Here is a 21,987-nt window from a genome sequence, read left to right on the forward strand (position 1 = left end):
GCAGCCCTTTTGCAACAGGTATCGTTACGCGTTCACGCGGTCACGCACATTCTCTTTGTTTTTGGGATCAACTTTCCAGAGATCATCGGCGGTTTCCGCCCAAAGTTCGGCCTGTTCCTTGGTTTTGGAGGTCAGCACATCCACATCTTCGGGGCTGAGGGCCTCGGTGGAATGCGCGCCGGTCGCTTTGACCATACCGGCCAGCGCTTCGGGATTATCCAGCAGCGGGCAGGGGCGCAGCATGTTTTTGTTGAACGGCTGGCCTTTGTGGTAGGCCATGAACAGCGGGGATTTCAGAATCTCCATCACGGATTTCTCGCGGATATTGTAGTTGGAGTAATGAATGAACGCGCAGGGTTCCGCGTCGCCCGCGGAGTTGATGTGGAAGTAGCGGCGGCCTGCGGCGATGCAGCCGTCCACATAGGCGCCGTCGTTCCAGAAATCCAGCACGAAGATCGGCTTGGTGGCCCGGATCTCGTTGACGCGTTTGTACATATGTGCGCGCTGTTCCGGGGTGGCGAGCAACTCCTTGTGCGCGTCCGCGCCCACCGGCATATAGGTGAAATACCAGCCGAAGAGCACACCTTTTTCAATCATGAAATCGACGAACTCGTCGCTGCCGACGTAATCGGTGTTTTTGCTGTGGTAGCAGACGGACATGCCAAACGCCAGATTGCGTGCATGCAGGATGTCCATGGCGCGGATGACGCTCTGATAAACGCCCTTGCCGCGGCGCATGTCGGTGGCTTCCTCGAAGCCCTCGATGCTGATGATCGGCACGAAATTGCCCAGGCGTTCCATTTCGGAGGCGAATTCCTCGTCAATGAGGGTGCCGTTGGTGAAGGCGGCAAAGAAACAGTCGCTGTGTTTTTCACATAAGCGCAGGATGTCTTTTTTGCGCACCAGCGGTTCGCCGCCGGAGAAGACGTAGAAATAGATGCTGAGCTTTTTTCCCTGCTCAATGACGTTGTCCAGCTCTTCAAACGTCAGGTTGTTCTGCTTGGCATATTCCGCCGCCCAGCAGCCGGTGCATTTGAGGTTGCAGGCACTGGTAGGATCCATGAGAATGGTCCATGGGATGTTGCAGTCCAGCTTCTCAGCCATTTTCTGCTGTTCGGTGAAGCCGATGATGCTGGCGTTGACCAGAAAGTTGGTGGCAAACTTTTTGCGCTGGTTGGGATTGAGCTTGGTCAGATAGTTGATGAGATATCCGCGCCACGGGCTGCTCTCGTCATGCCACATATCGTCGAACTGCTTGATGATGTTCTGATAGAACGGGTCGCGGCCCTTCACGAGTACTTTCGCGATGCTGATGAGGCGGTCGAAGTGCTTCTCCGGCTCATGCTCCAGATATTTCACGGCTTCTGTTACCAACAACGACATCGCTTGCTTCTTGATATCCATAACTGAACTCCCCCATGACCTGTTACTTCTTGTATCAAAAACCCGCACGGGGCTATTTTGCCAGATGATAACCGTGCATATGGTTTTCAATTTTAAGCAGCAAATTCTCCACGGCACGCCCGAGGCTCTGGTCGAGCGGCGCCTGAAAAAAACCGTGCCGCTTGAATGCCTCGTAATGGTTGCGCGCCTTTTCAAAAAAACCGGCGTCCTGCCGTTTTCGGATGTAGCCGGCCGGCTGCGGATGCTCTACTTCTTTGAGAAAATCCCGCAGAGCATTCGAAATTTCCTGGCAGGCCAGACGCACATTGTCGTTAAATTGCCCAACCAGTTTTTCCTCATCCTGCCTGTCGATAAAATTAAACCGCAGCACCGATGCGTCGCCGCCGAACAGATGGATCTCCGCCCGCAGATTTTGCAGATAGGTATTGTTCCACATATTCATGGGCAACACGGCCAGCCCCTGCTGGTAGCAGATGGCGCCTGCCTGTTTCAGTTTTCGCCAGACATACACACGGTATTTGGACGGGTGCGATGGCAGTTTGTAGACCAACGCGGCCCAGTCCGCCGTGCCACTTTCATCACTCAAGGTAATTCACGGCTTTCCGTCCCTTCCAAGAAAGTGCCAACCCGCATTCCGATGTAACAGACGCTACATTTCTCGCACATTTATTGTAATACCTGTTACAAGTGTTGTCAACGTGGAGGAACGGTCGAGTTTTCAAAAGAACGACAAAGATGGTTTGACAAAATATGAATATTTTATGAATGTTGTTGGATGGATTACAAGAATAAACGATGGACGAACCATCCGAATGCAAAAATGAACGCCCGCCCGAGCACAAAGCGCCGGGCGGGCGTAAAACCGATGGTGTTATGATTTTTTGCTTCCGGCGCGTGCACGCTGGTTGTGGTCGAGAATGGCCTTGCGGATGCGGATGCTTTTCGGTGTGACCTCAAGCAGTTCGTCCGGCGCAAGGAATTCCAGCGATTCCTCCAGACTCATGGTGTGGGGCGGCACCAGGCGAAGCGCCTCGTCGCTGCCGGAGGAGCGCATGTTGGAAACGTGCTTGCGTTTGCAGACGTTGACGACCAGATCTTCGCTCTTGGGCGAATAGCCAACGACCATGCCCGCGTAAACCGGCGTGGCCGGGCCGATGAACAGCGTGCCGCGCTCCTGCGCGTTATACAGACCGTAGGTGATGGATTCACCGGTCTCGAACGCGACGAGGGAGCCGTAGTTGCGGCCCGGAATCTCGCCCTTATAGGGCTCGTAGCCATAGAACACCGAGTTGAGAATGCCCTCACCCTTGGTATCGGTGAGAAACTCGCTGCGGTAGCCGAACAGACCGCGCGAAGGAATCAGGAATTCCACGCGCATGCGGTTGCCCATCGGCTCCATGTGCTGAAGTTCGCCTTTGCGCACGCCCATTTTTTCCATGACCGAGCCGAGCGCATTCTCAGGCACGTCAATGACCAGCTCCTCAATCGGCTCCAGTTTCTGGCCCTCTTCTTCTTTAAAAAGAACCTGCGGCGTGCTCACCTGAAACTCATACCCCTCGCGGCGCATGGTCTCAATGAGAATGGAAAGGTGCATTTCGCCGCGTCCGGCCACCTTGAACGCATCGGCGTTTTCGGACTCGGTCACGTGCAGGGAGACGTCTTTGAGCAGCTCTTTCATCAGCCGGGCGCGCAGCTGGCGGGAGGTCACGAATTTGCCTTCCTTGCCGGCGAACGGGCTGTCGTTGACGGCGAAGGTCATTTCGATGGTCGGGTCGGAGATCTTTACGAACGGCAGCGGTTCGACGGCATCGGTGGCGCAGATGGTATCGCCGATGAACGCGTTCTCGATGCCCGAGAAGGTGACGATGTCGCCAACCTTGGCTTCGGTGACCGGGGTGCGCTTGAGCCCCTCGAACTGGTAGATGTTGGTGACCTTCGCGCGGTACGGGTCGTGGTCGCCGTGGAAGTGTGCCACCATAACCTCCTGCCCTTGCTTGAGGGTGCCGCGGTCGATGCGGCCGATGGCGATACGCCCGACAAACTCGTTGTAGTCGATGGAGGAAACCAGCAGCTGCAGCGAGCCGGTGTCGTCGCCTTCCGGCGCAGACATATACTCAATGATCTTTTCAAACAGCGGGGTGAGGTCGGTGCCCAGCGTGTCGCGGTCGAGGCTGGCAATGCCCTGCCGGCCCGAGCAGTAGATAAACGGACTTTCAAGCTGCTCATCGTTGGCGTTGAGCTCCATGAACAGCTCGAGTACTTCGTCCTCCACCTCGGGGATGCGGGCATCCGGCTTGTCGATCTTGTTTACCACTACGATGACCTTGTGCCCCAGACTCAGCGCCTTTTGCAGCACGAAGCGGGTCTGCGGCATAGGACCCTCGGCGGCGTCTACCAAAAGCAGAACGCCGTTGACCATTTTCAGGATGCGCTCCACCTCGCCGCCGAAATCGGCGTGGCCCGGGGTGTCCACAATGTTGATCTTAATGCCTTTGTAGTTGGCGGAGGTGTTTTTGGCCAGGATGGTGATGCCGCGTTCACGCTCCAGATCGTTGGAATCCATCACGCGGTCCTGCACGGTCTGGTTTTCACGGAAAACGCCGCCCTGCTTGAGCATTTCGTCCACCAGTGTGGTTTTACCGTGGTCGACGTGGGCGATGATTGCGATGTTTCTCAGGTCACTGCGTACCAATAGAATCTGCTCCTCTCAAAAAAGCCGCGGAAACTTGTTCCTTATATTCCGGTAAAGCGCGCTGCGCGCAGAATTTCATACCGTCAACTCTCTCATTTTACCCTTTGCGGGTGGTCTTGTCAAATGCGGTCGCGGTGCGGCGGCGCGGCCGGAGCTTCGTTTTGTCCCGTGGGTACGCCCGACGCGGGCCGTTTGACGCCGGTTTCGGGAAAATAGATAAAACAGGGCGCATGCATGCCGGGAAAATCGTGGTTTTGACGCGTGCGGCGGCAAGACAATGACGGAAGACGCCGCCGCTTGTCAAAATGTGCAAAAAAATCAGGAAGACTAATCAAATTTTTGGCGCTGCGCGCTCTTGCAACTTTACACAGCGAGGCATATAATTAGGCTTGCTAAATAAAAGGCGACCTAATTAATTGTAGAATGGGGAAAGGGGTGAAAACATGCGGGAAAAAGACGCGTCGGATGAATTGGTGCACCGGTATTTTCTGACCATCCTCCAGTTCCACCGCGTGTTTATGAACGAAAACAAGCAGCCGCCCGACAAGTTTCCCGAATCCACGTATACCGGCACGCTCAGAAAACACGCGCACACCATCAAGCACAGCGAAAAAATGCTGATGTTTGCCCTGCACGCCGTATCCCGCGAGTTTCCAAATGATGTGAACGTGAGTGATCTCAGCCGCCTGCTGCATGTCAAGCCGCCGTCCATCACCGCGCCGCTCAACCATCTGGAAAAAATGGGGCTGGTGCGGCGTGTGCAGGATGAACATGATCGCCGCATCGTCCGTGTTCATATCACGGACGAAGGGCAGGACTTTTTGCGGCAGGCCAAAGACGTATTTTATGAACGCACACGCGGGCTCATCGACTATCTGGGCGAAGAAAAGGCCAAACAGTATGTGTCTTTGATGGAAGACGTGCTGGCGTACATCAAGACCAAACACGAACAACATGACCAGCGCGACCAAATCTGACGGAGGTGCTTATGCTAAAAATCTACAAAAACCTCAAAGGCTATATCCCCCACATCTGCGTCATCCTGGTGCTGATTTTCGCGCAGGTGCTCACCGACCTCTACCTGCCGACATTGATGTCCGACATCGTCAACACCGGCATCATGAAAGAAGACGTGAACTATATCCTGCACATGGGCGGGCTGATGATCGGCGTGGCCGGCATCGGCATCGTCTGCGCCGTGGTGGCGGTCATGATCGGCTCGCGCGTGGCGATCGGGCTGGGCGGCATCCTGCGCAGCAAGATCTTCCGCCATGTGGAAAAATTCTCGCTGCACGAGTTTGATAAATTCGGCTCGTCCACCCTCATCACCCGCACCACGAACGATATCATCCAGATTCAGACCGTTACCATCCTCATCATCAACATGATGCTGCGCGCGCCGCTCACGGCCATCGGCGGCATCATCCTTGCCTACCGGGAGGACAAAAGCCTCACGATCATCTTTGCCATCGCGCTGCCGGTGCTGATTGCGGTCATCGCCATCATCATGAGCAGGGCCATGCCGCTGTTCAAGCAAGTGCAGAAAAAGCTTGACAAGATCAACCTCGTGCTGCGCGAGAACCTCACCGGCATCCGCGTCATCCGCGCGTTCAACCGCATCGGCCATGAGAACGCGCGCTTCGACGAGGCCAACCAGGACCTGACCCGCACGTATATCACTGTCAACCGCATCATGGCGTTTTTGATGCCGGTGCTGATGCTTGCGCTCAACGTTATGCAGTTGTCCATCATCTGGTTCGGCAGCGTGCGGGTGGACGCGGGCAGCATGAACATCGGCGCGCTGGCGGCGTTCATCCAGTATGCCGCGCTCATTCTCATCAACTTCATCATGCTGGCCATGATGTTCATCTTCATCCCGCGCGCGCAAGCGGCTTCCGAGCGCATCAGCGAAGTGCTGGAGACGGCTCCGGAGATCCTTGATCCCGCCGAGCCCAAACATGCGGACGGCGAACAGGGTTATGTGGAGTTCCGCAACGTCTGCTTCAGCTATCAGGGAGCTGAGCGCCCCGCGCTTTCCGGCGTGAGTTTCTCCGCGAAACCGGGCGAGACCACCGCGATCATCGGCGGCACCGGCAGCGGCAAATCCACACTGGTCAACCTCATCCCGCGGTTTTACGATGTGGACGAGGGGCAGGTGCTGGTGGACGGCGTGGACGTGCGTGAGCAGTCGCAGAAAGAGCTGCGCGCCAAGATCGGCTTTGTGCCGCAGAAAGCCATCCTTTTTACCGGCACCATTACCGCAAACCTGCGTTATGGAAAAAAAGACGCCACCGATGAGGAAATTACCCATGCATCGGAAATCGCGCAGGCATCCGGGTTTGTAGGTGAAATGCGGGAAGGCTACGACACGGTGTTGGCTGAAGGCGGGCTGAACCTCTCCGGCGGCCAGAAGCAGCGGCTCTCCATCGCCCGTGCGCTGGTGCGCCGCCCGGAAATCTATGTGTTCGACGACAGTTTCTCCGCCCTTGATTTCAAGACCGACGCCAGGCTGCGCGCCGCATTGAAAAAAGAGACCGGCGACGCCACGGTGCTGATCGTGGCACAGCGCGTGGGCACCGTGATGGGAGCCGACCGCATCATCGTTCTCGACGACGGGAAAGTGGCCGGTATCGGCACACATGAGGAGATGATGAAGACCTGCGAGGTCTATCGTGAAATCGTGTCCTCGCAGCTTTCGGAGGAGGAACTGGCATGAGTGAACAGAAAAAAACAGCCGGCCCGATGAACCACGGCGGACCGGGCGGTTCCCTCGGCCGGCCGGTGGAAAAGGCCAAGGATTTCGGCGGCACGCTCAAACGCCTGCTGGGCTATCTGCGCCCGCAGCGCATGCGGCTGACGGTGGTGGTCATTTTCGCCGTGCTCGGCACTGTTTTTATGGTGGTCGGGCCCAAGATCAGCGGGCAGGCCATCAACAAGCTGACCGACGGCTTCATCGCCAAATCGGCTGTGAACAACGTTTCCAAGATTCAGACACAGGCGGCTCCCAATATCAAAAAGCTGCTCGATGGGATGTCCGCTGCGAAAGCGCAGGCGAAAGCCGCCGCGGACGCGAAAGTGGAGGCGCAGTTTGGCCAGGCGGGCGCGGATGTGACGAATTCAGCCGCATTGGCGGCATCCGCTCGGGCTACGGCGGAGGCGCAGGCCATGCAGACCGCACAGGCCGCGGTGCTGAAGCAGGCAAACCTGACGCAGGCGCAGTTTGACGCCATGCAGGCGTTTTACAACCTGCCCAATGTCAAGACCATCAAAAGCGCCAATGAAAAGGCAGACACCGTTCAGAAAATCTTCGATCTGAGCAAGCAGATGCCGCAGAGCAGCGGCAACAAGGCGAGCATCAAAGAGTCCGACCTCAAAACGGCGCTCGCGGATATCCGCGAGACCGGCGGCGCCGTGCCGTTCGGCGACATCTTCCGCATCATCGTTCTCATGCTTGCGGTTTACGCGCTGAGTGCGATCTTTACTTTCGTGATGCAGTACCTCATGTCCACCGTGGCGCAGAAGACGGTGTACGATATGCGGCGCGACGTGGACCTCAAGCTGGCCAAACTGCCGCTGAAGTATTTTGACGGGCACAGCAACGGCGAAATTCTTAGCCGCGTGACCAACGATGTGGATACCATTTCCACCACCCTGCAGCAGAGCCTCACACAGCTCATCCAGTCGGTGCTGCAGTTGGTTGGCTTTATCATTATGATGCTGACCATCAGTCCGGCGCTTACCGGCATCACGCTGGCCACGCTGCCGCTGTATATCTTCGCGACCGCGATGATCGCCAAACAGTCCCAGAAACATTTCGCCAGACAGCAGAAATACCTTGGCCAACTCAGCGGGCACACCGAGGAGATGTTCACCGGCCACAAAATCGTCAAGGCCTTCGGGCATGAGGATGAGGCCATCGACATTTTCGAGGATTCCAACGAGAAACTGTACGCCGCGGGCTGGAAGGCGCAGTTCCTTTCCGGCATCATGTTCCCGACGATGAACTTCATCAGCAACATCGGCTATGTGCTCGTTTCGGTGTTCGGCGGCCTGTTCGTCACCAAAAACTGGCTGAATGTCGGCGATATTGTCGCGTTCATCCAGTATTCCCGCCAGTTCACCATGCCGATCATCCAGACAGCCAACATCACCAACATCATCCAGTCCACCATCGCCTGCGCCGAGCGTGTGTTCGAGGTGCTGGATGAGGATGAGGAAACTCCCGAACCCGCAAACCCGCCTGTGCTGGAAAATCCGCTGGGCAACGTGGTGTTCGAGCATGTCAAGTTCAGCTATAAGGATACGGAGCCGCTGATGGAGGATATGAACCTCCACGTCAAAAAGGGCGATACCATCGCCATCGTGGGCCCCACGGGCGCCGGCAAGACCACGCTCGTCAACCTGCTGATGCGCTTTTATGAGATCAAGGGCGGCAAGATCACGTTTGACGGCGTGGACACGCGCGAGATGCGCCGCGGCGACCTTCGCACCCTGTTCGGTATGGTTTTGCAGGATACCTGGCTGTTCACCGGCACCATTGAGGCAAACATTGCCTACGGGCGCGAAGGGGCGACTCATGAGGATGTGGTGCGCGCCGCCGAAGCCGCGCACGCCGACCACTTCATCCGCTCGCTGCCGGATGGCTACAACACCGTGCTCAATGAGGAGGCCACCAATATTTCGCAGGGGCAGAAACAGTTGCTCACCATCGCGCGCGCGATTCTGGCCGACCCGGCCGTGCTTATTCTGGACGAAGCGACCAGCTCGGTCGATACCCGCACCGAGGTGCTCATCCAGCATGCGATGGCCAAATTAATGGAAGGCCGCACCAACTTCGTAATCGCGCACCGGCTTTCCACCATCCGCGACGCCAAGATGATCCTGGTGATGAACCACGGTTCGGTCATCGAGCAGGGCAACCACGAGGAACTGCTTGCGAAAGGCGGCTTCTATGCCGACCTGTACAATGCGCAGTTCTCCGGGGCAAGCATCGACGAGGCGGGCTGACCGGTTCGGTTCCCCGCAGCGCAGACAGACGAAAGAGCGGCAGCCAAATGGTTGCCGCTCTTTCGCGCGTGGATGTTCTTGCGCTCTGGATTACTGCCGCAGCGTGAAGCGGCTGACCGCGTCCAGCAGCATCTGGGCCTGACCGGAGAGCTCTTGGCTGGATGCCGCGGTTTCCTCGGCGGTGGCCGAATTGTTCTGCACGGACATGGAGATCTGCTGCACCGAAAGGTCTACCTGCGTGATGGCGTTGGCCTGCTCGTTGCTGGCTTCTCCGATGACATGCAGCAGATCGGCGACCTGTGCGGCGTTGGCTGTGATGACCGAGAATTTTTCGGCCGTCTGTCCGGCAATCTCAGTGCCGGCGTGGACTTTCTGGATGCTGGTTTCGATCAGTTCGGCGGTCTCATGCGCGGCGTTTGCGCTCTTGGTGGCCAGGTTGCGCACCTCGTCGGCGACTACGGTGAAGCCCTTGCCGTATTGCCCCGCGCGTGCGGCTTCCACCGCCGCGTTGAGCGCCAGAATATTGGTCTGGAATGCGATATCGTCAATGGTCTTGATGATTCTGGAGATATTCTGTGCGGATTTGCCGATGTCTTCGATCGCCCGCAGCATATCCTGCATGCTCTCATTTCCTTCGTCGGCACGGGTCTTGGTCTCATCCGCAAGCTGGTTGGCCTGCGTGGATTTCTCCGCGTTTTCACGCGTCTGCGAGGACAGTTCCGCTACCGAGGCGGTGACTTCTTCGATCGCGCTGGCCTGCTCCGTGGAGCTTTGCGAAAGCGTCTGGCTTGCGTCCGAAACCTGGCGGGAGCCGGCCGATACTTCGGAAGCGGCGATCTGCACGCTCTGAATCAGCTCGTTGAACGAGATAATAGCGTGGTTGAACGACTCCTGCATCTGGCTGTATGCGCCCGAATAGCTGCTGGTGATCTGCACATTCAGGTTTCCGGCCGCCACCTCGTTCAGGCCGGACTGCAGTTCCGAGATGGGTTCGGCAAAGGCCTGCATGGTTCGGTTCATGCCGGAAATGATGTTGCGGTACCCTCCCTGGAAACGGTCTTCGTCCACGCGCGCGGACAGATTGCCTTCCTGCGCGGCTTGCGCCATTCCCGTGGCCTCGGTGATGAGATCGCGGATGCTCTGAAGACCTTCCGTCACCGCGGGCGTGAGCTGATCCGCTTCGCAATAGCGGCCGACTTTGCGAACCAGCTCCAGCGAACTGGTGTCGCCTTTTGCAAGCTTGAGGAAGATGGTCTGGATCAGCAGGAAATGCTCACGCACGTTGTTGACATCCGTGGCAAGTTTGGCCATCTCGCCCTGATAATCCTCTCGTGCTTTTGCGACAAAGTCGTGCTTTTGCACGTTGGTCAGGATGGTGCGCACCTCGTTGAGCGGGAGGAGGATATTGTCCAGTGTCTGGTTGAAGCCGTCGAGAATCACGGCGTAGCGCCCGTTCAGGCTGCCGGTATCCCCGCGCGTTTCCAGGTCGCCCACGGCGCCGGCGGCGGCCATTTTATCCGTTTCGCTCTGAAGAGTTTCCAGAGCCACGGCGAGCAGACCCAGGCTTTCGATCAGTTTGGCGGGATAACCCTGATAGGGGTTGTCCGTGGCAATCTGCCCGCCGTCGGCAAGGGTGGTCAGCCGTTCGATCACCACGTCCATCGGCTCTTGAATATTTTGGAACGCAAGGTTGATCCCGTCTACGATCTCTCCGTAGATGCCGCGATAGCGGGACGTGTCGCCGCGCGCGGTCAGGTTGCCTTCCGCGCCGGCGGCGGCAAGCTGTACGACATCGGCATGCAGCGAAGAGATCACTTGGCGGATCGTTTCCATGCTGGCACCCATTTGGCCGAATATGCCGGGGTCATCGGTGGCGATGGGCTGGAGGTGTTCGCCGTTTGCAAGACTTCCCAGCGTTTGGGTTGCGGATTCGATGGAGAGATTGACGATCATGAAGATATCCAGCATTCTGTCGATGATTTCGCGATAAATGCCCTGATGCTGGGAGGAATCCACCTGCACGGCAAGGTTGCCCTTGTTGCAGCCTTGCATCAGGTGATCCACGTCGTTTTTCATAGCAATCAGGTGTCGGCGCACATCGTCAAACGCACGTGCCAGCACGCCAAGCTCGGAAGCGTCGTCTGTGTCGATGTCCAACTCCAGGTTGCCGGCCGCGAGCAGACGGGCTGCCTGGGTGATTTTGCCGAGCTCGTTGCGGATGAAGGATGCGACCCGGCCGGAGAACCGGTTGGCGACCCAAATGACTCCCAGTGCGCAGATAGCCATCAGCGCGATGCCGATGAGCATCATAATCGTATTGTTTTGCAGGCGCGAGCTGGCGGCTTGGCTGGTGTCCCGCTGGGCGGAAGAAACGGCGTTGTCCACCGTGCGGTAAACGTTGAGCGCCGCGGCGGTAGAAGTATTCAGCCCGGCAATGTCCTTTGCCTGAGCCATTTGCAGGCGGGGGTTGGTGATGGCGTCGAATTCGGTCATCACACCTTTCAGGCGGGTGTAATCCTGCCGCACTTCAGGCACGGAGTTCAGCTTATACAGCCGCGCAAGCTGGGTGTCCATGTCTTTCCGGTAAAGCGTGTACTGCTGCTGGTCGAATGTGATGTCGGCGGCGTCGGTGCGCTCGGCCATACGCAGAACGATGACGCGGGTTTGCAGATAGTCTGAGGAAAACTGCTGCAGGATCTCCAATTCGGACATATTGATGTTGTAGACGATGGAGGAATTCACAAGGCTTACGATGAAGATGGCGATGCTGATCGCGCCTAAAATGACGGACGAGACGATAACAGGCAGGCGGCAGGCTATGTTGATTCGGTATGCAAGGCTGTTCTTTTTCTCTATCTTGGCTTCTGTGCTCGGTTCCATTACGGAATCCCCTTTCATCTAAACAAAATTCAATCAGATAAGGTAGAATACGGTGTCTTCATGGCGCCGGGGGCTGCAAAGGCAAAAGACAGAACCGTATCGAGACAATGCCCACATGGCCTCTGCATGCGGCAAATCGCCGGGCATGCGGTTGGTGCGGCCAAAAGGGTTAAACCATGTAATCGGCCACGACGCGGGTCATGGTCACTTCCCGGATAAATTCCTGAACACGGATATGCTCCGGATGGACCTGATAGCCCTCCAGCGCATCGTGGTCGTTGAATTCCGAGTAGAGCACCACGTCGTAGCCGCCGGGGTTGTAGTTGATGCCGACTTCCATTTTGTAGGCGCCCGGCACCACTCCCTGCAGCGCTTCCAGTCTCTTTTTCATCTGGATGGCGTTGGCTTTTTTGTCCGCTCCGGCAGCGAACTCTTTCAATTTCCACATGACAATATGCTTGACCATCACTAACTTTCCTCCGTATAAAATGATATCGGATACGGTGCGGGTGCACCGTTTATGCGCCGTTGTTCCAGTATTTGCGGTCCAGACTGCGGTATTGCACCGCCTCCGCGATGTGCGCGGGAGCGATGGCGGCGCTGCCTTCCAGGTCGGCGATGGTGCGCGCCACCTTGAGGATGCGGTCATAGGCGCGGGCGGAAAGCCCCATATTTTCGTAGGCGGCGCGCAGCAGCGAGGCTGCCGCGGTATCGAGCGCACAGTGCTCGCGCAGCATGGCGGGCGTGAGGCGGGCGTTGCAGGCGATGCCGCTGCCCGCGTAACGCTTTTGCTGGAGGGCGCGCGCCCGGTTGACCCGTGCCCGGATGGCCGACGAGGCCTCGCCGGCTTCGCCGTGCAGTTTTTCAAAGGAGACCGGAGGCACTTCCACATGCAGGTCCAGCCGGTCGAGCAGTGGGCCGGAGATGCGCGCGAGATATCTGGATACTGCGCCCCGGGAGCAGGTGCAGGGGCGGGATGGGTGCCCGAAGTAGCCGCAAGGGCAGGGGTTCATCGCACAGACCAGCATGACCGAGCACGGGTAGGTGAGGGTGCCGGACACGCGCGAGATGGTCACGGTATGTTCCTCAAGCGGCTGGCGCAGCACTTCCAGCGCGTCGCGCGAAAATTCGGGCAATTCGTCGAGGAACAAAACGCCGTTGTGTGAGAGGGAAAGCTCGCCGGGCTTGGGTATCCGTCCGCCGCCGGCCAGCCCCGCCGCCGAAATCGTGTGATGCGGCGCGCGGAACGGGCGGGTGCGGATAAGCGGCGTATCCAGGGTGCCCGCGATGGAGTGGATCTTGGTGGTCTCGATCGACTCGCCGAACGTCATATCCGGCAGGATGGACGGCAGACGTCTGGCCAGCATGGACTTGCCGGCGCCCGGCGGGCCGACCAGCAGCACGTTGTGCCCGCCGGCCGCCGCGATTTCCAATGCCCGCCGGGCCTCGAACTGCCCGCAGACATCCGCGAAATCCGGCGCCGGTTCTCCCTGTGCGTCCGCTTCGGGCGGCACTGCGGGGATGATGGGTGCGCCGCCCGTCAGGCAGCAAACCAGGCTCTGCAGGTCCTCTACCGGGCAGATCTCGATGCCCGAGACCACCGCGCCCTCGGCGGCATTGGCTTTCGGCACGAAAAAACGGCGGAAACCGGCCTCCCGGGCCTTGATGGCCATGGGCAGGACGCCGTTGACCGGTTTGACTGTCCCGTTCAGCGAAAGCTCTCCCGCGAACGCGCAGCCGGAGAAGTCGCCCGAAAGCTGCCCGGTGGCGCAGAGCAGCGCGAGCAGGACCGGCAGGTCGTAGAGCGGGCCTTCCTTTTTGATATCGGCAGGCGCGAGGTTGACCGTGATGCGGCTGACCGGAAAAGAATACCCGCTGTTTTTCATGGAGGAGCGCACGCGCTCGCGCGCTTCCCGCACGGCGGCATCCGGCAAGCCGACGATGTCGAACGCGGGCAATCCCTGCGAGATATCCGCTTCCACATCCACCACAAAAGCGTCCATGCCGTATAATCCCAGACTTTTTAACTGCGCAAACAATGGCATCTTCCTTTTTTGCAGCCGGCGTGCGGCCGATCTGCCCTGCGGCGCGAAATACCGCCTAGTATATGGAATTACTGCGATTATACACGGAAAAACACCCGCATGCAACAAGGAAATGGAAAAATCCGGCGAAAAAGCGCAAAGCGGCCCGACTTCCACGAAAACCCCGCTCCGCAAGCCCCTTGATTGCACGGGCGGGCTGTGCTACTATGGTATCGCCGCCCTGTTCAGTCGAGGTTCAGCGTCAGTAATTCCAGAACGGCGTGGATCTCATAATCCGGTCGGAATTCCGTGGTGTTGACGCGGCCGGAGTAGTTGGCCCACACGGCCTGCATGCCCGCGCCGTGCGCGCCATAGATGTCGTTGGTGAGATTGTCTCCTATATATATCGCCTCGTCCGCCGTTATGCCGAGCGCGTCAAGGGAGGCGCGGAAGATGCGGGGGTCGGGCTTGTCGCAGCCGAACGTGCCGGAGACGAGGATGTTGTCGAACAGCCCGCGGAAACCGGTGTGGTCGATCTTGTGGTTTTGCAGCACCGGGTTGCCGTTGGTGATCATGCCGAGCAGGCAGCCGTCCGCTTTTAGCGCGTGCAGGCAGTCTTCCGCGCCGGGGACGGGAACGGTATGGTCGGCGAAATGTTCGTTCCAGAAGTCTAAGAGTTCCCGGTCGGACGGGCGTTCCGTGATGCCCAGCGCATCGTGGAACAGATGGAAAAGGCCCGGTCTGGCCGTATTACCGCCGTCGTCCATGCGCAGGAAGGTTTCATAGATCCGGTCGTATTCCGCACCGGCGGCGTGGGGAAAATAGCGATGCAGAAACAGCGGCGCAAATACTTCCATCATGGCGCGGCGCTCGATCAGTGTGTCGTCCAGATCGAAGATGACGGCTTTCGGTTTGGGCATATTCATTCTCCTCCGTGATTCCGCCCGCGCGCAGGCGCTGCGCCGGCCGGTTGTTTCCACGGAATATTGTAACAGGTATTTTTATGTATTTCAATTCGCCCGCATTGCGGCTGCGTGCGCACAGAGGGAAGCATATGGATTTTGAAGAGTTCGGGGGCGCGATTTTCGACCTGGACGGGACGCTGCTCGATTCGATGGGCGTCTGGCATGCTGTGGACGTTGCGTTCCTGGCCAAGCGCGGCATCCCCTGCCCGCCCGATTACGCCGCGGCGCTCAAGCCGCTCAACTATACGCAGGCCGCGGTCTATACCAAAGATCGATTTGAGCTGCCCGAATCCGAGGAGGCGATCATCCGGGAGTGGGACGACCGGGTGCGCGCGGCCTATGAGGCCGGGCTGCCGATGAAGCCGGGCGCGGCGGTGTTTTTGCACTGGCTGAAGGCGCAGGGCGTAAAGATCGGGCTGGCCACCGCGTCGTCGCAGACTTTATATGAAGCGGGGCTGAAGGCCAACGGGGTCTACGGCCTGTTCGACGGGTTCGTCACGCTCGATGAGGAGAACCTGCGCGGCAAGAAATTCCCCGACATCTACCTGCGGGCGTCGGAGCGGATCGGGGCGGGGCCGGAGGGCTGCGTGGTGTTTGAGGATATCCTAGACGGCATCCGCGGGGCCAAAGCCGGCGGCATGCGGGCGGTGGGCATCTACGACGCCTGTTCCGAACCCGAGAAGGCGCAGATCATGGCGGAAGCGGACGCCTATTATATGGATTTTACCGAGATCGAACGATGAACGGGGAGGGGAACCGGATGAAAACCGTTCTGGTCACCGGCGCGTCGCGGGGCATTGGCCGTGCGGCGGCGGCGGCCTTTGCGCGCGAGGGATACCGCGTGTGCATCAACTACCACCGGCACCGCACTGAAGCGGAGGAACTGGCCGCCCGCCTGCGCGCGGAGGGTGCGGATACGCTGGTGCTTGGCGCGGATGTGGCCGACGCCGCCGCTGTGCGGGAGATGGTGCGGCAGGCGGGTGGGGTGGACGTGCTGGTGAACAACGCCGGCATCGCCGGGCAGCGGCTCTTCACCGATGTGACGGAGGAGGAGTGGCAGCATACGCTGGCGGTAAACCTCACCGGTCTGTTCCACTGCGCGCAGGCGGTGCTGCCCGGCATGCTGCGGCGCAAGGCGGGGAAGATCATCGCGCTTTCCTCCATTTGGGGCATTACGGGCGGGTCGTGCGAGGTGGCGTATTCCGCCGCGAAAGCGGGCGTGATCGGGCTGGTGAAGGCGTTGGCCAAAGAATTGGGCCCGTCGAACATCCAGGTCAACTGCGTGGCGCCCGGCGTGATCGACACTGATATGAACCGCGCGCTTTCCGCGGCCGACCGTGCCGCCCTCTGCGAAGAGACCCCGCTGATGCGCATTGGCACGCCGGAAGACGTGGCGCGCTCCATCCTGTTTCTTGCGGGGCCGGGCGGCGATTTCATCACCGGGCAGGTGCTCAGTCCCAACGGCGGCTTTGTGATCTGAGCGGGCACTCCGGCAAACCATTCCTCACAAAAAACAAACGGGACGCGCCGATGGAAATTCGACCGTCCCGTTTTTGTTTTAGCTGATTTCGGAGGATAAACCCGGTGGGAAGCGTCAGGCCCAGCGCGGCATGGGGTGCGGACCGGCAAGGCGGCAGAGCACGTCGTCCATGTCCTGCGCGGCGACTTCAAGCGCTTTGTACCGCCCGACGCCCGGCGTTTCCGCGCCCTGCACCAGGATGGGGTCGAAGGTGGCTACACCGAGGTGCTTGAAAATGTCGTGACAGTATTTAACCGCATAGTTCATCTGCCCGTAGAAAATCTTCGGGTAGACCCCACCGGAGGACTGCACATAAACCATACGCCGCTCTTTGTCACCCAGCAGGCCGTGGAATCCGGTGGAGTCGATGGAGAAAAGGTGGTCGATCAGCAGAATGCAGTCAAAATATTGTTTCAGTCTGGAAGGAAAACTCATGCCCCACATCGGCGCGGAGATCACATAGGTGTCGGCCTGCTGAAATTGTGTGCAGAGCTGGTTCATTCTGTCGATGACGGCCTTGTCTTCCGGGCTGAGCGCTTCGTAGGCCGGGCCTGCCACCAGGTGGCTCTGCCGGTCGAAATGCTGGTGGCCGGGCATGGGGATGTCGCTGGTGTACAGGTCCAGTTCTTCCAGTTGGTAATCGGTCTCCTGTGCCATCAGGCGTTGGATGAACGTGCGGGCGGCCTGTTTGCTCACCGATTCGGTTTCGGGTTTCGGGCTTGCCGAGATATACAGCAGTTTTTTCATAAACAGATGGTTCCTTTCCTAAACAGTGATTTTATTTACAGAAAACATGCTTGCCGATCCGCAGCAGGATGGGCCGTGAGCGGATCCACTGGCTGATGGCGGTGTCCGGGTTATAATAATACAGAGAACCGTTGCTTGGGTCCCATCCGTTGATGGCGTTCTGTGCCGCGCGGAACGCCGATTCCGCCACCGGCTGGTTGAACTGGCCGTCGGTCAGGCAGGTGAATGCGCCCGGCTGGTAGACGACGCCCGCAATGGTGTTGGGAAAGAGCGGGCTGTCCACCCGATTGAGGATGACCGCCCCGACTGCCACCTGCCCGACGAACGGCTCGCCCCGGGATTCCGCAGAGATGACGCGTGCGAGCAGTTGGTAGTCGCTCTGGCTGTATTGCCCATATCCGCCGCTGCTTCCGGCGGGGAGGCCGATGGCGCGCAGGGTGGCGCTGCCGGCTACGCCGTCCGCCGTCAGACCGTTTTTGCGCTGAAACGCGATCACTGCGGCGCGTGTACCGGCACCGTATACGCCGTCCACCGTACCGGTATAATAGCCCCAGCTTTTCAGCCGCGTCTGGATCTGCCGCACTTCCGAACCGGTGGAACCCAGCCGCGAGAGTGTCTGGATGCCTTGCTCGTTTAGTCGGTTCCTGGCAAGCGCGACGAGCAGCACCCCAAGGACAAGGAGAATGCATATCTGCAAAAAACGGATTGCTTTTCGTTTGGTATTCATAATTTTCCCCCTCGCCCATCATTTTTTCCACCTCTGGACGGTTTATCCCCGTCCCATTGGAATTTTTGGCGAAATGCGGTATTTCGGCGCATTGCAAAAAGAAATGTCGAAAAAGTGCTGAAAAATGCTTGACAACCCATTCTGCATTTGCTAATATAGTAGGGCACCTTTACGGAGGGCACCGCGAAACGGCCCGCCGAAAGCCGCATGAAGCAAGCGTTTTGTGCGTGCGGCGGCCGGGGAACGGTCTCCTGAAAGGGTGCGGGCAAAAAATATTCAAACAAAACGCTTGACAGATTGATTGCTCTGTGGTATACTACTTGAGCGCTTCTGCTCCGGCAGACCGCCAAAAAAAGAATTTCAAAAAAGTTCTTGACAAAGCGGAATGTTGTGTGGTATACTAAGCGTCGCGCCTCTGGGGTTCACGCCCCACGGTGCGGTTCCGGACCTTGAAAATTAAACAACGTCTAAACACAAACCCTGTGTTCAATTCGGTACTTTGAGTACCAAAACGCGGATTTATCCGCAAACACATTTGGATTTTTAAGCCAGATGTTCAAAGAGCTTTCAAAAGCTCCAAAGCGTGTCTTTTCAGGCTTCGGCCTTTTAAGAACCATATGTTGGAGAGTTTGATCCTGGCTCAGGACGAACGCTGGCGGCGCGCCTAACACATGCAAGTCGAGCGGAGTCCTTCGGGACTTAGCGGCGGACGGGTGAGTAACGCGTGAGCAACCTGGCCTTCAGAGGGGGATAACGTCTGGAAACGGACGCTAATACCGCATGACATGGCGGAGTCGCATGGCTCTGCCATCAAAGGAGTAATCCGCTGAGGGATGGGCTCGCGTCCGATTAGGTAGTTGGTGAGGTAACGGCTCACCAAGCCCGCGATCGGTAGCCGGACTGAGAGGTTGGCCGGCCACATTGGGACTGAGACACGGCCCAGACTCCTACGGGAGGCAGCAGTGGGGGATATTGCACAATGGAGGAAACTCTGATGCAGCGACGCCGCGTGAGGGAAGAAGGTCTTCGGATTGTAAACCTCTGTCTTTGGGGACGAATCAATGACGGTACCCAAGGAGGAAGCCACGGCTAACTACGTGCCAGCAGCCGCGGTAATACGTAGGTGGCAAGCGTTGTCCGGAATTACTGGGTGTAAAGGGTGCGCAGGCGGGGCGGCAAGTTGGATGTGAAAACTCCGGGCTCAACCCGGAGCCTGCATTCAAAACTGTCGCTCTTGAGTGAAGTAGAGGCAGGCGGAATTCCCGGTGTAGCGGTGAAATGCGTAGATATCGGGAGGAACACCAGTGGCGAAGGCGGCCTGCTGGGCTTTTACTGACGCTGAGGCACGAAAGCATGGGTAGCAAACAGGATTAGATACCCTGGTAGTCCATGCCGTAAACGATGATTGCTAGGTGTGGGGGGTCTGACCCCTTCCGTGCCGGAGTTAACACAATAAGCAATCCACCTGGGGAGTACGGCCGCAAGGTTGAAACTCAAAGGAATTGACGGGGGCCCGCACAAGCAGTGGAGTATGTGGTTTAATTCGAAGCAACGCGAAGAACCTTACCAGGTCTTGACATCCACCGAATCCCCCAGAGATGGGGGAGTGCCCTTCGGGGAGCGGTGAGACAGGTGGTGCATGGTTGTCGTCAGCTCGTGTCGTGAGATGTTGGGTTAAGTCCCGCAACGAGCGCAACCCTTGTGAATAGTTGCTACGAAAGAGCACTCTATTCAGACCGCCGTTGACAAAACGGAGGAAGGTGGGGATGACGTCAAATCATCATGCCCCTTATGACCTGGGCTACACACGTACTACAATGGCCATCAACAGAGGGAAGCAAGGCCGCGAGGTGGAGCGAACCCCTAAAAATGGTCTCAGTTCAGATTGCAGGCTGAAACCCGCCTGCATGAAGATGGAATTGCTAGTAATCGCGGATCAGCATGCCGCGGTGAATACGTTCCCGGGCCTTGTACACACCGCCCGTCACACCATGAGAGCCGGGGACACCCGAAGTCGGTTGGGTAACCGTAAGGAGCCCGCCGCCGAAGGTGGAATCGGTAATTGGGGTGAAGTCGTAACAAGGTAGCCGTATCGGAAGGTGCGGCTGGATCACCTCCTTTCTAAGGAGACTCGTTTCTTTAGAAACAGTGTCAGCGCAGGGATTTGTGGAAAGATGTTGTTTAATTTTGAGGGTCCGGGCGGACGCGGTTCGCTTTTAAGCCGCCGGCCATGCAGATCGGATTGGGAGCGAACAGCCCCGATGCAGGAAGCATGACGGCAGTTTGAAGACGGGCGGCGTCCCAAAGAACCTTCAAACGGTGGAAAAGAGAATAGGACGACCGATTCCCAGGCAAAGCGTGGGGTATAGCTTTCAGGCTGAGCAGTCCGAGAACAGGAGATTTTCCTGAACTTGCGCCGCGCAGCGGTGAACTTGCCGCTACGGTGAGTAGGGGGTGTAGCTCAGCTGGGAGAGCACCTGCTTTGCACGCAGGGGGTCAGGAGTTCGATTCTCCTCATCTCCACCACGCCTGCGGCGGATATGACGCGCCAAGGCAGCCGAAAACGAAAATGCAAAGCCGCGAGGCCAAGCGTCGACGTTGAGGAAGCCAAAGCATGCATGCCGGTGCAGGCAAACCAATGGCCCGGGCGGGAACGGACGACCGAGATGCTCGGATTGCATGGGCTCATAGCTCAGGTGGTTAGAGCGTGCGCCTGATAAGCGCAAGGTCGGTGGTTCGAGTCCACTTGAGCCCACCAGCGGGCAGTGCCCGCACACAATTCGCGGGAAGTTTGTTCAAAGCAGAGGTCGGCCGCCGCGAAAGCGAGACGGATCGAAGCAAGAACAGATGGATCGCAAAACCGCTTGCAAAAGAGGTAAGATTTCAGGCTGAGCAGCCGCGTAAGCAACGACTTTCCTGAACTTGCCTCCGCCGCAGGCGGGGGGACCTTGAAAACTGAATAATGTTCTAATCTGCAATTTTTTTAATGAACGAAGCGAGTAGCGGCGGAAGTTTCAGGCTGAGCAGCTGTGTAAGCAGTGGGCTTGCTTGAACATACGTCTTGCGAAGCAAGTTCGTTGGGTAAAATTCCGATTGACACATAAGGTCAAGCTACAAAGAGCGCAAGGGGAATGCCTTGGCACCAGGAGCCGATGAAGGACGCAGCGATCTGCGAAAAGCCACGGGGAGTCGAAAGCAGGCATTGATCCGTGGATATCCGAATGGGGCAACCCGGCGGAGCCATACTCCGTCAGCGTGCAGTGAATCCATAGCTGCACGTGGGGAACCGCCTGAACTGAAACATCTAAGTAGGGCGAGGAAGAGAAATCAAACGAGATTCCGCAAGTAGTGGCGAGCGAACGCGGAGAAGGCCAAACCGGAAGTGGAAACACTTCCGGGGTTGTGGACAGCGTAAACCATTGCAATCACTTAGCCGAACGGCATGGGACGGCCGATCATAGAAGGTGAGAATCCTGTAGGCGAAAAGTGAGAGCAGGGGGCTGTATCCAGAGTACCACCGGACACGAGAAACCCGGTGGGAAACCGGGGGGACCACCCTCCAAGCCTAAACACTACCTGGTGACCGATAGCGTATAGTACTGTGAAGGAAAGGTGAAAAGCACCCCGGGAGGGGAGTGAAATAGAACCTGAAACCTTGTGCTTACAAGCACACAGAGCACGTCAAGGTGTGATGTGGTACTTTTTGTAGAACGGTCCGGCGAGCGTATGAATGCAGCAAGGTTAAGGGCCTCTGGTCCGCAGCCGAAGCGAGAGCGAGTCCGAATAGGGCGTCAAGTTGCATTTATAGGGCCCGAAACCGAGTGACCTACCCATGCTCAGGGTGAAGTGGCGGTAAAACGCCATGGAGGCCCGAACCGACCTCCGTTGAAAAGGCGGCGGATGAAGTGTGGGTAGCGGAGAAATTCCAATCGAACTCGGAGATAGCTGGTTCTCCCCGAAATAGCTTTAGGGCTAGCCTTGTGTTAGATTACCGGAGGTAAAGCACTGAATAGCCGCGGGGC

The 21,987-nt window shown here is 58.0% G+C and carries 14 protein-coding genes, 2 tRNA genes and 2 rRNA genes (1 of these 18 cut by a window edge); 9 read left to right on the forward strand and 9 right to left on the reverse strand.

What is annotated here, in order from left to right:
• Positions 1-24 precede the first annotated feature (24 nt).
• The 3 genes from ETHHA_RS02115 to typA form a co-directional block, all read right to left on the reverse strand.
• Positions 25-1,404: a radical SAM/SPASM domain-containing protein gene (locus ETHHA_RS02115; protein ID WP_013484379.1), complete on the reverse strand. Its 1,380-nt coding sequence runs from the start codon at positions 1,402-1,404 to the stop codon at positions 25-27.
• Between the two features lie 52 nt (positions 1,405-1,456).
• Positions 1,457-1,990: a Chromate resistance protein ChrB gene (locus ETHHA_RS14250; protein ID WP_013484380.1), complete on the reverse strand. Its 534-nt coding sequence runs from the start codon at positions 1,988-1,990 to the stop codon at positions 1,457-1,459.
• A gap of 285 nt (positions 1,991-2,275) precedes the next feature.
• On the reverse strand, positions 2,276-4,096 hold the full coding sequence (typA, locus tag ETHHA_RS02125) for a translational GTPase TypA (protein ID WP_013484381.1): 1,821 nt from the start codon (positions 4,094-4,096) through the stop codon (positions 2,276-2,278).
• Between the two features lie 443 nt (positions 4,097-4,539).
• Here typA and ETHHA_RS14255 point away from each other — a divergent pair, with 443 nt between their 5' ends.
• The 3 genes from ETHHA_RS14255 to ETHHA_RS02140 are packed head-to-tail and all read left to right on the forward strand — an operon-like array spanning position 4,540 to position 9,103.
• Positions 4,540-5,073 (forward strand): MarR family winged helix-turn-helix transcriptional regulator, encoded by a 534-nt coding sequence (locus ETHHA_RS14255; protein WP_013484382.1) that lies wholly within the window; start codon positions 4,540-4,542, stop codon positions 5,071-5,073.
• An 11-nt stretch (positions 5,074-5,084) separates the two neighbouring features.
• A complete protein-coding gene (locus ETHHA_RS02135) occupies positions 5,085-6,812 on the forward strand; it encodes an ABC transporter ATP-binding protein (RefSeq protein WP_013484383.1) in 1,728 nt (575 codons plus the stop codon).
• Positions 6,809-9,103, forward strand: a complete 2,295-nt coding sequence (locus tag ETHHA_RS02140) for an ABC transporter ATP-binding protein (protein ID WP_013484384.1) — start codon at positions 6,809-6,811, stop codon at positions 9,101-9,103. The genes ETHHA_RS02135 and ETHHA_RS02140 overlap by 4 nt, the downstream gene beginning before the upstream one ends.
• 90 nt (positions 9,104-9,193) lie before the next feature.
• Here the strand turns inward: ETHHA_RS02140 and ETHHA_RS14260 are convergent, their stop codons facing one another.
• The 4 genes from ETHHA_RS14260 to ETHHA_RS14265 all read right to left on the reverse strand — a co-directional run bounded on the left by ETHHA_RS14260 (position 9,194) and on the right by ETHHA_RS14265 (position 14,927).
• Positions 9,194-11,983: a methyl-accepting chemotaxis protein gene (locus tag ETHHA_RS14260; RefSeq protein WP_013484385.1), complete on the reverse strand. Its 2,790-nt coding sequence runs from the start codon at positions 11,981-11,983 to the stop codon at positions 9,194-9,196.
• A 169-nt stretch (positions 11,984-12,152) separates the two neighbouring features.
• Positions 12,153-12,449: a Dabb family protein gene (locus tag ETHHA_RS02150; protein ID WP_013484386.1), complete on the reverse strand. Its 297-nt coding sequence runs from the start codon at positions 12,447-12,449 to the stop codon at positions 12,153-12,155.
• A gap of 52 nt (positions 12,450-12,501) precedes the next feature.
• Complete coding sequence (locus tag ETHHA_RS02155; RefSeq protein ID WP_013484387.1) at positions 12,502-14,022, reverse strand: YifB family Mg chelatase-like AAA ATPase; 1,521 nt, start codon at positions 14,020-14,022, stop codon at positions 12,502-12,504.
• A 230-nt stretch (positions 14,023-14,252) separates the two neighbouring features.
• A complete protein-coding gene (locus ETHHA_RS14265; protein ID WP_013484388.1) occupies positions 14,253-14,927 on the reverse strand; it encodes an HAD family hydrolase in 675 nt (224 codons plus the stop codon).
• Positions 14,928-15,061: 134 nt separating this feature from the next.
• Here ETHHA_RS14265 and ETHHA_RS02165 point away from each other — a divergent pair, with 134 nt between their 5' ends.
• Both ETHHA_RS02165 and ymfI read left to right on the forward strand, forming a co-directional pair.
• Positions 15,062-15,715, forward strand: coding sequence for an HAD family hydrolase (locus tag ETHHA_RS02165; RefSeq protein ID WP_013484389.1), 654 nt, complete (start codon positions 15,062-15,064; stop codon positions 15,713-15,715).
• Between the two features lie 17 nt (positions 15,716-15,732).
• Positions 15,733-16,452 (forward strand): elongation factor P 5-aminopentanone reductase, encoded by a 720-nt coding sequence (gene ymfI, locus ETHHA_RS02170; RefSeq protein WP_013484390.1) that lies wholly within the window; start codon positions 15,733-15,735, stop codon positions 16,450-16,452.
• A 114-nt stretch (positions 16,453-16,566) separates the two neighbouring features.
• On the opposite strand, the gene ETHHA_RS02175 is transcribed toward ymfI, so the two are convergent.
• Both ETHHA_RS02175 and sleB read right to left on the reverse strand, forming a co-directional pair.
• A complete protein-coding gene (locus ETHHA_RS02175; RefSeq protein ID WP_013484391.1) occupies positions 16,567-17,238 on the reverse strand; it encodes an FMN-dependent NADH-azoreductase in 672 nt (223 codons plus the stop codon).
• A 31-nt stretch (positions 17,239-17,269) separates the two neighbouring features.
• Positions 17,270-17,965 carry a spore cortex-lytic enzyme gene (gene sleB / locus ETHHA_RS02180; protein WP_013484392.1) on the reverse strand — a complete coding sequence of 232 codons (696 nt, stop codon included), beginning with the start codon at positions 17,963-17,965 and terminating at the stop codon, positions 17,270-17,272.
• 617 nt (positions 17,966-18,582) lie between these two features.
• Here sleB and ETHHA_RS02185 point away from each other — a divergent pair.
• From ETHHA_RS02185 to ETHHA_RS02200, 4 genes are all read left to right on the forward strand, one after another.
• Positions 18,583-20,086, forward strand: a 16S ribosomal RNA gene (locus tag ETHHA_RS02185).
• A 329-nt stretch (positions 20,087-20,415) separates the two neighbouring features.
• Positions 20,416-20,491 (forward strand) — tRNA-Ala (locus ETHHA_RS02190).
• 155 nt (positions 20,492-20,646) lie between these two features.
• Positions 20,647-20,723, forward strand: a tRNA-Ile gene (locus tag ETHHA_RS02195).
• 346 nt (positions 20,724-21,069) lie between these two features.
• Positions 21,070-21,987, forward strand: a 23S ribosomal RNA gene (locus tag ETHHA_RS02200); it runs 1,914 nt beyond the window's last position.
• The 16S and 23S rRNA genes sit together here with 2 tRNA genes alongside, the layout of an rRNA operon.

The organism is Ethanoligenens harbinense YUAN-3, assembly GCF_000178115.2.
Lineage (GTDB): Bacteria > Bacillota > Clostridia > Oscillospirales > Ethanoligenentaceae > Ethanoligenens > Ethanoligenens harbinense.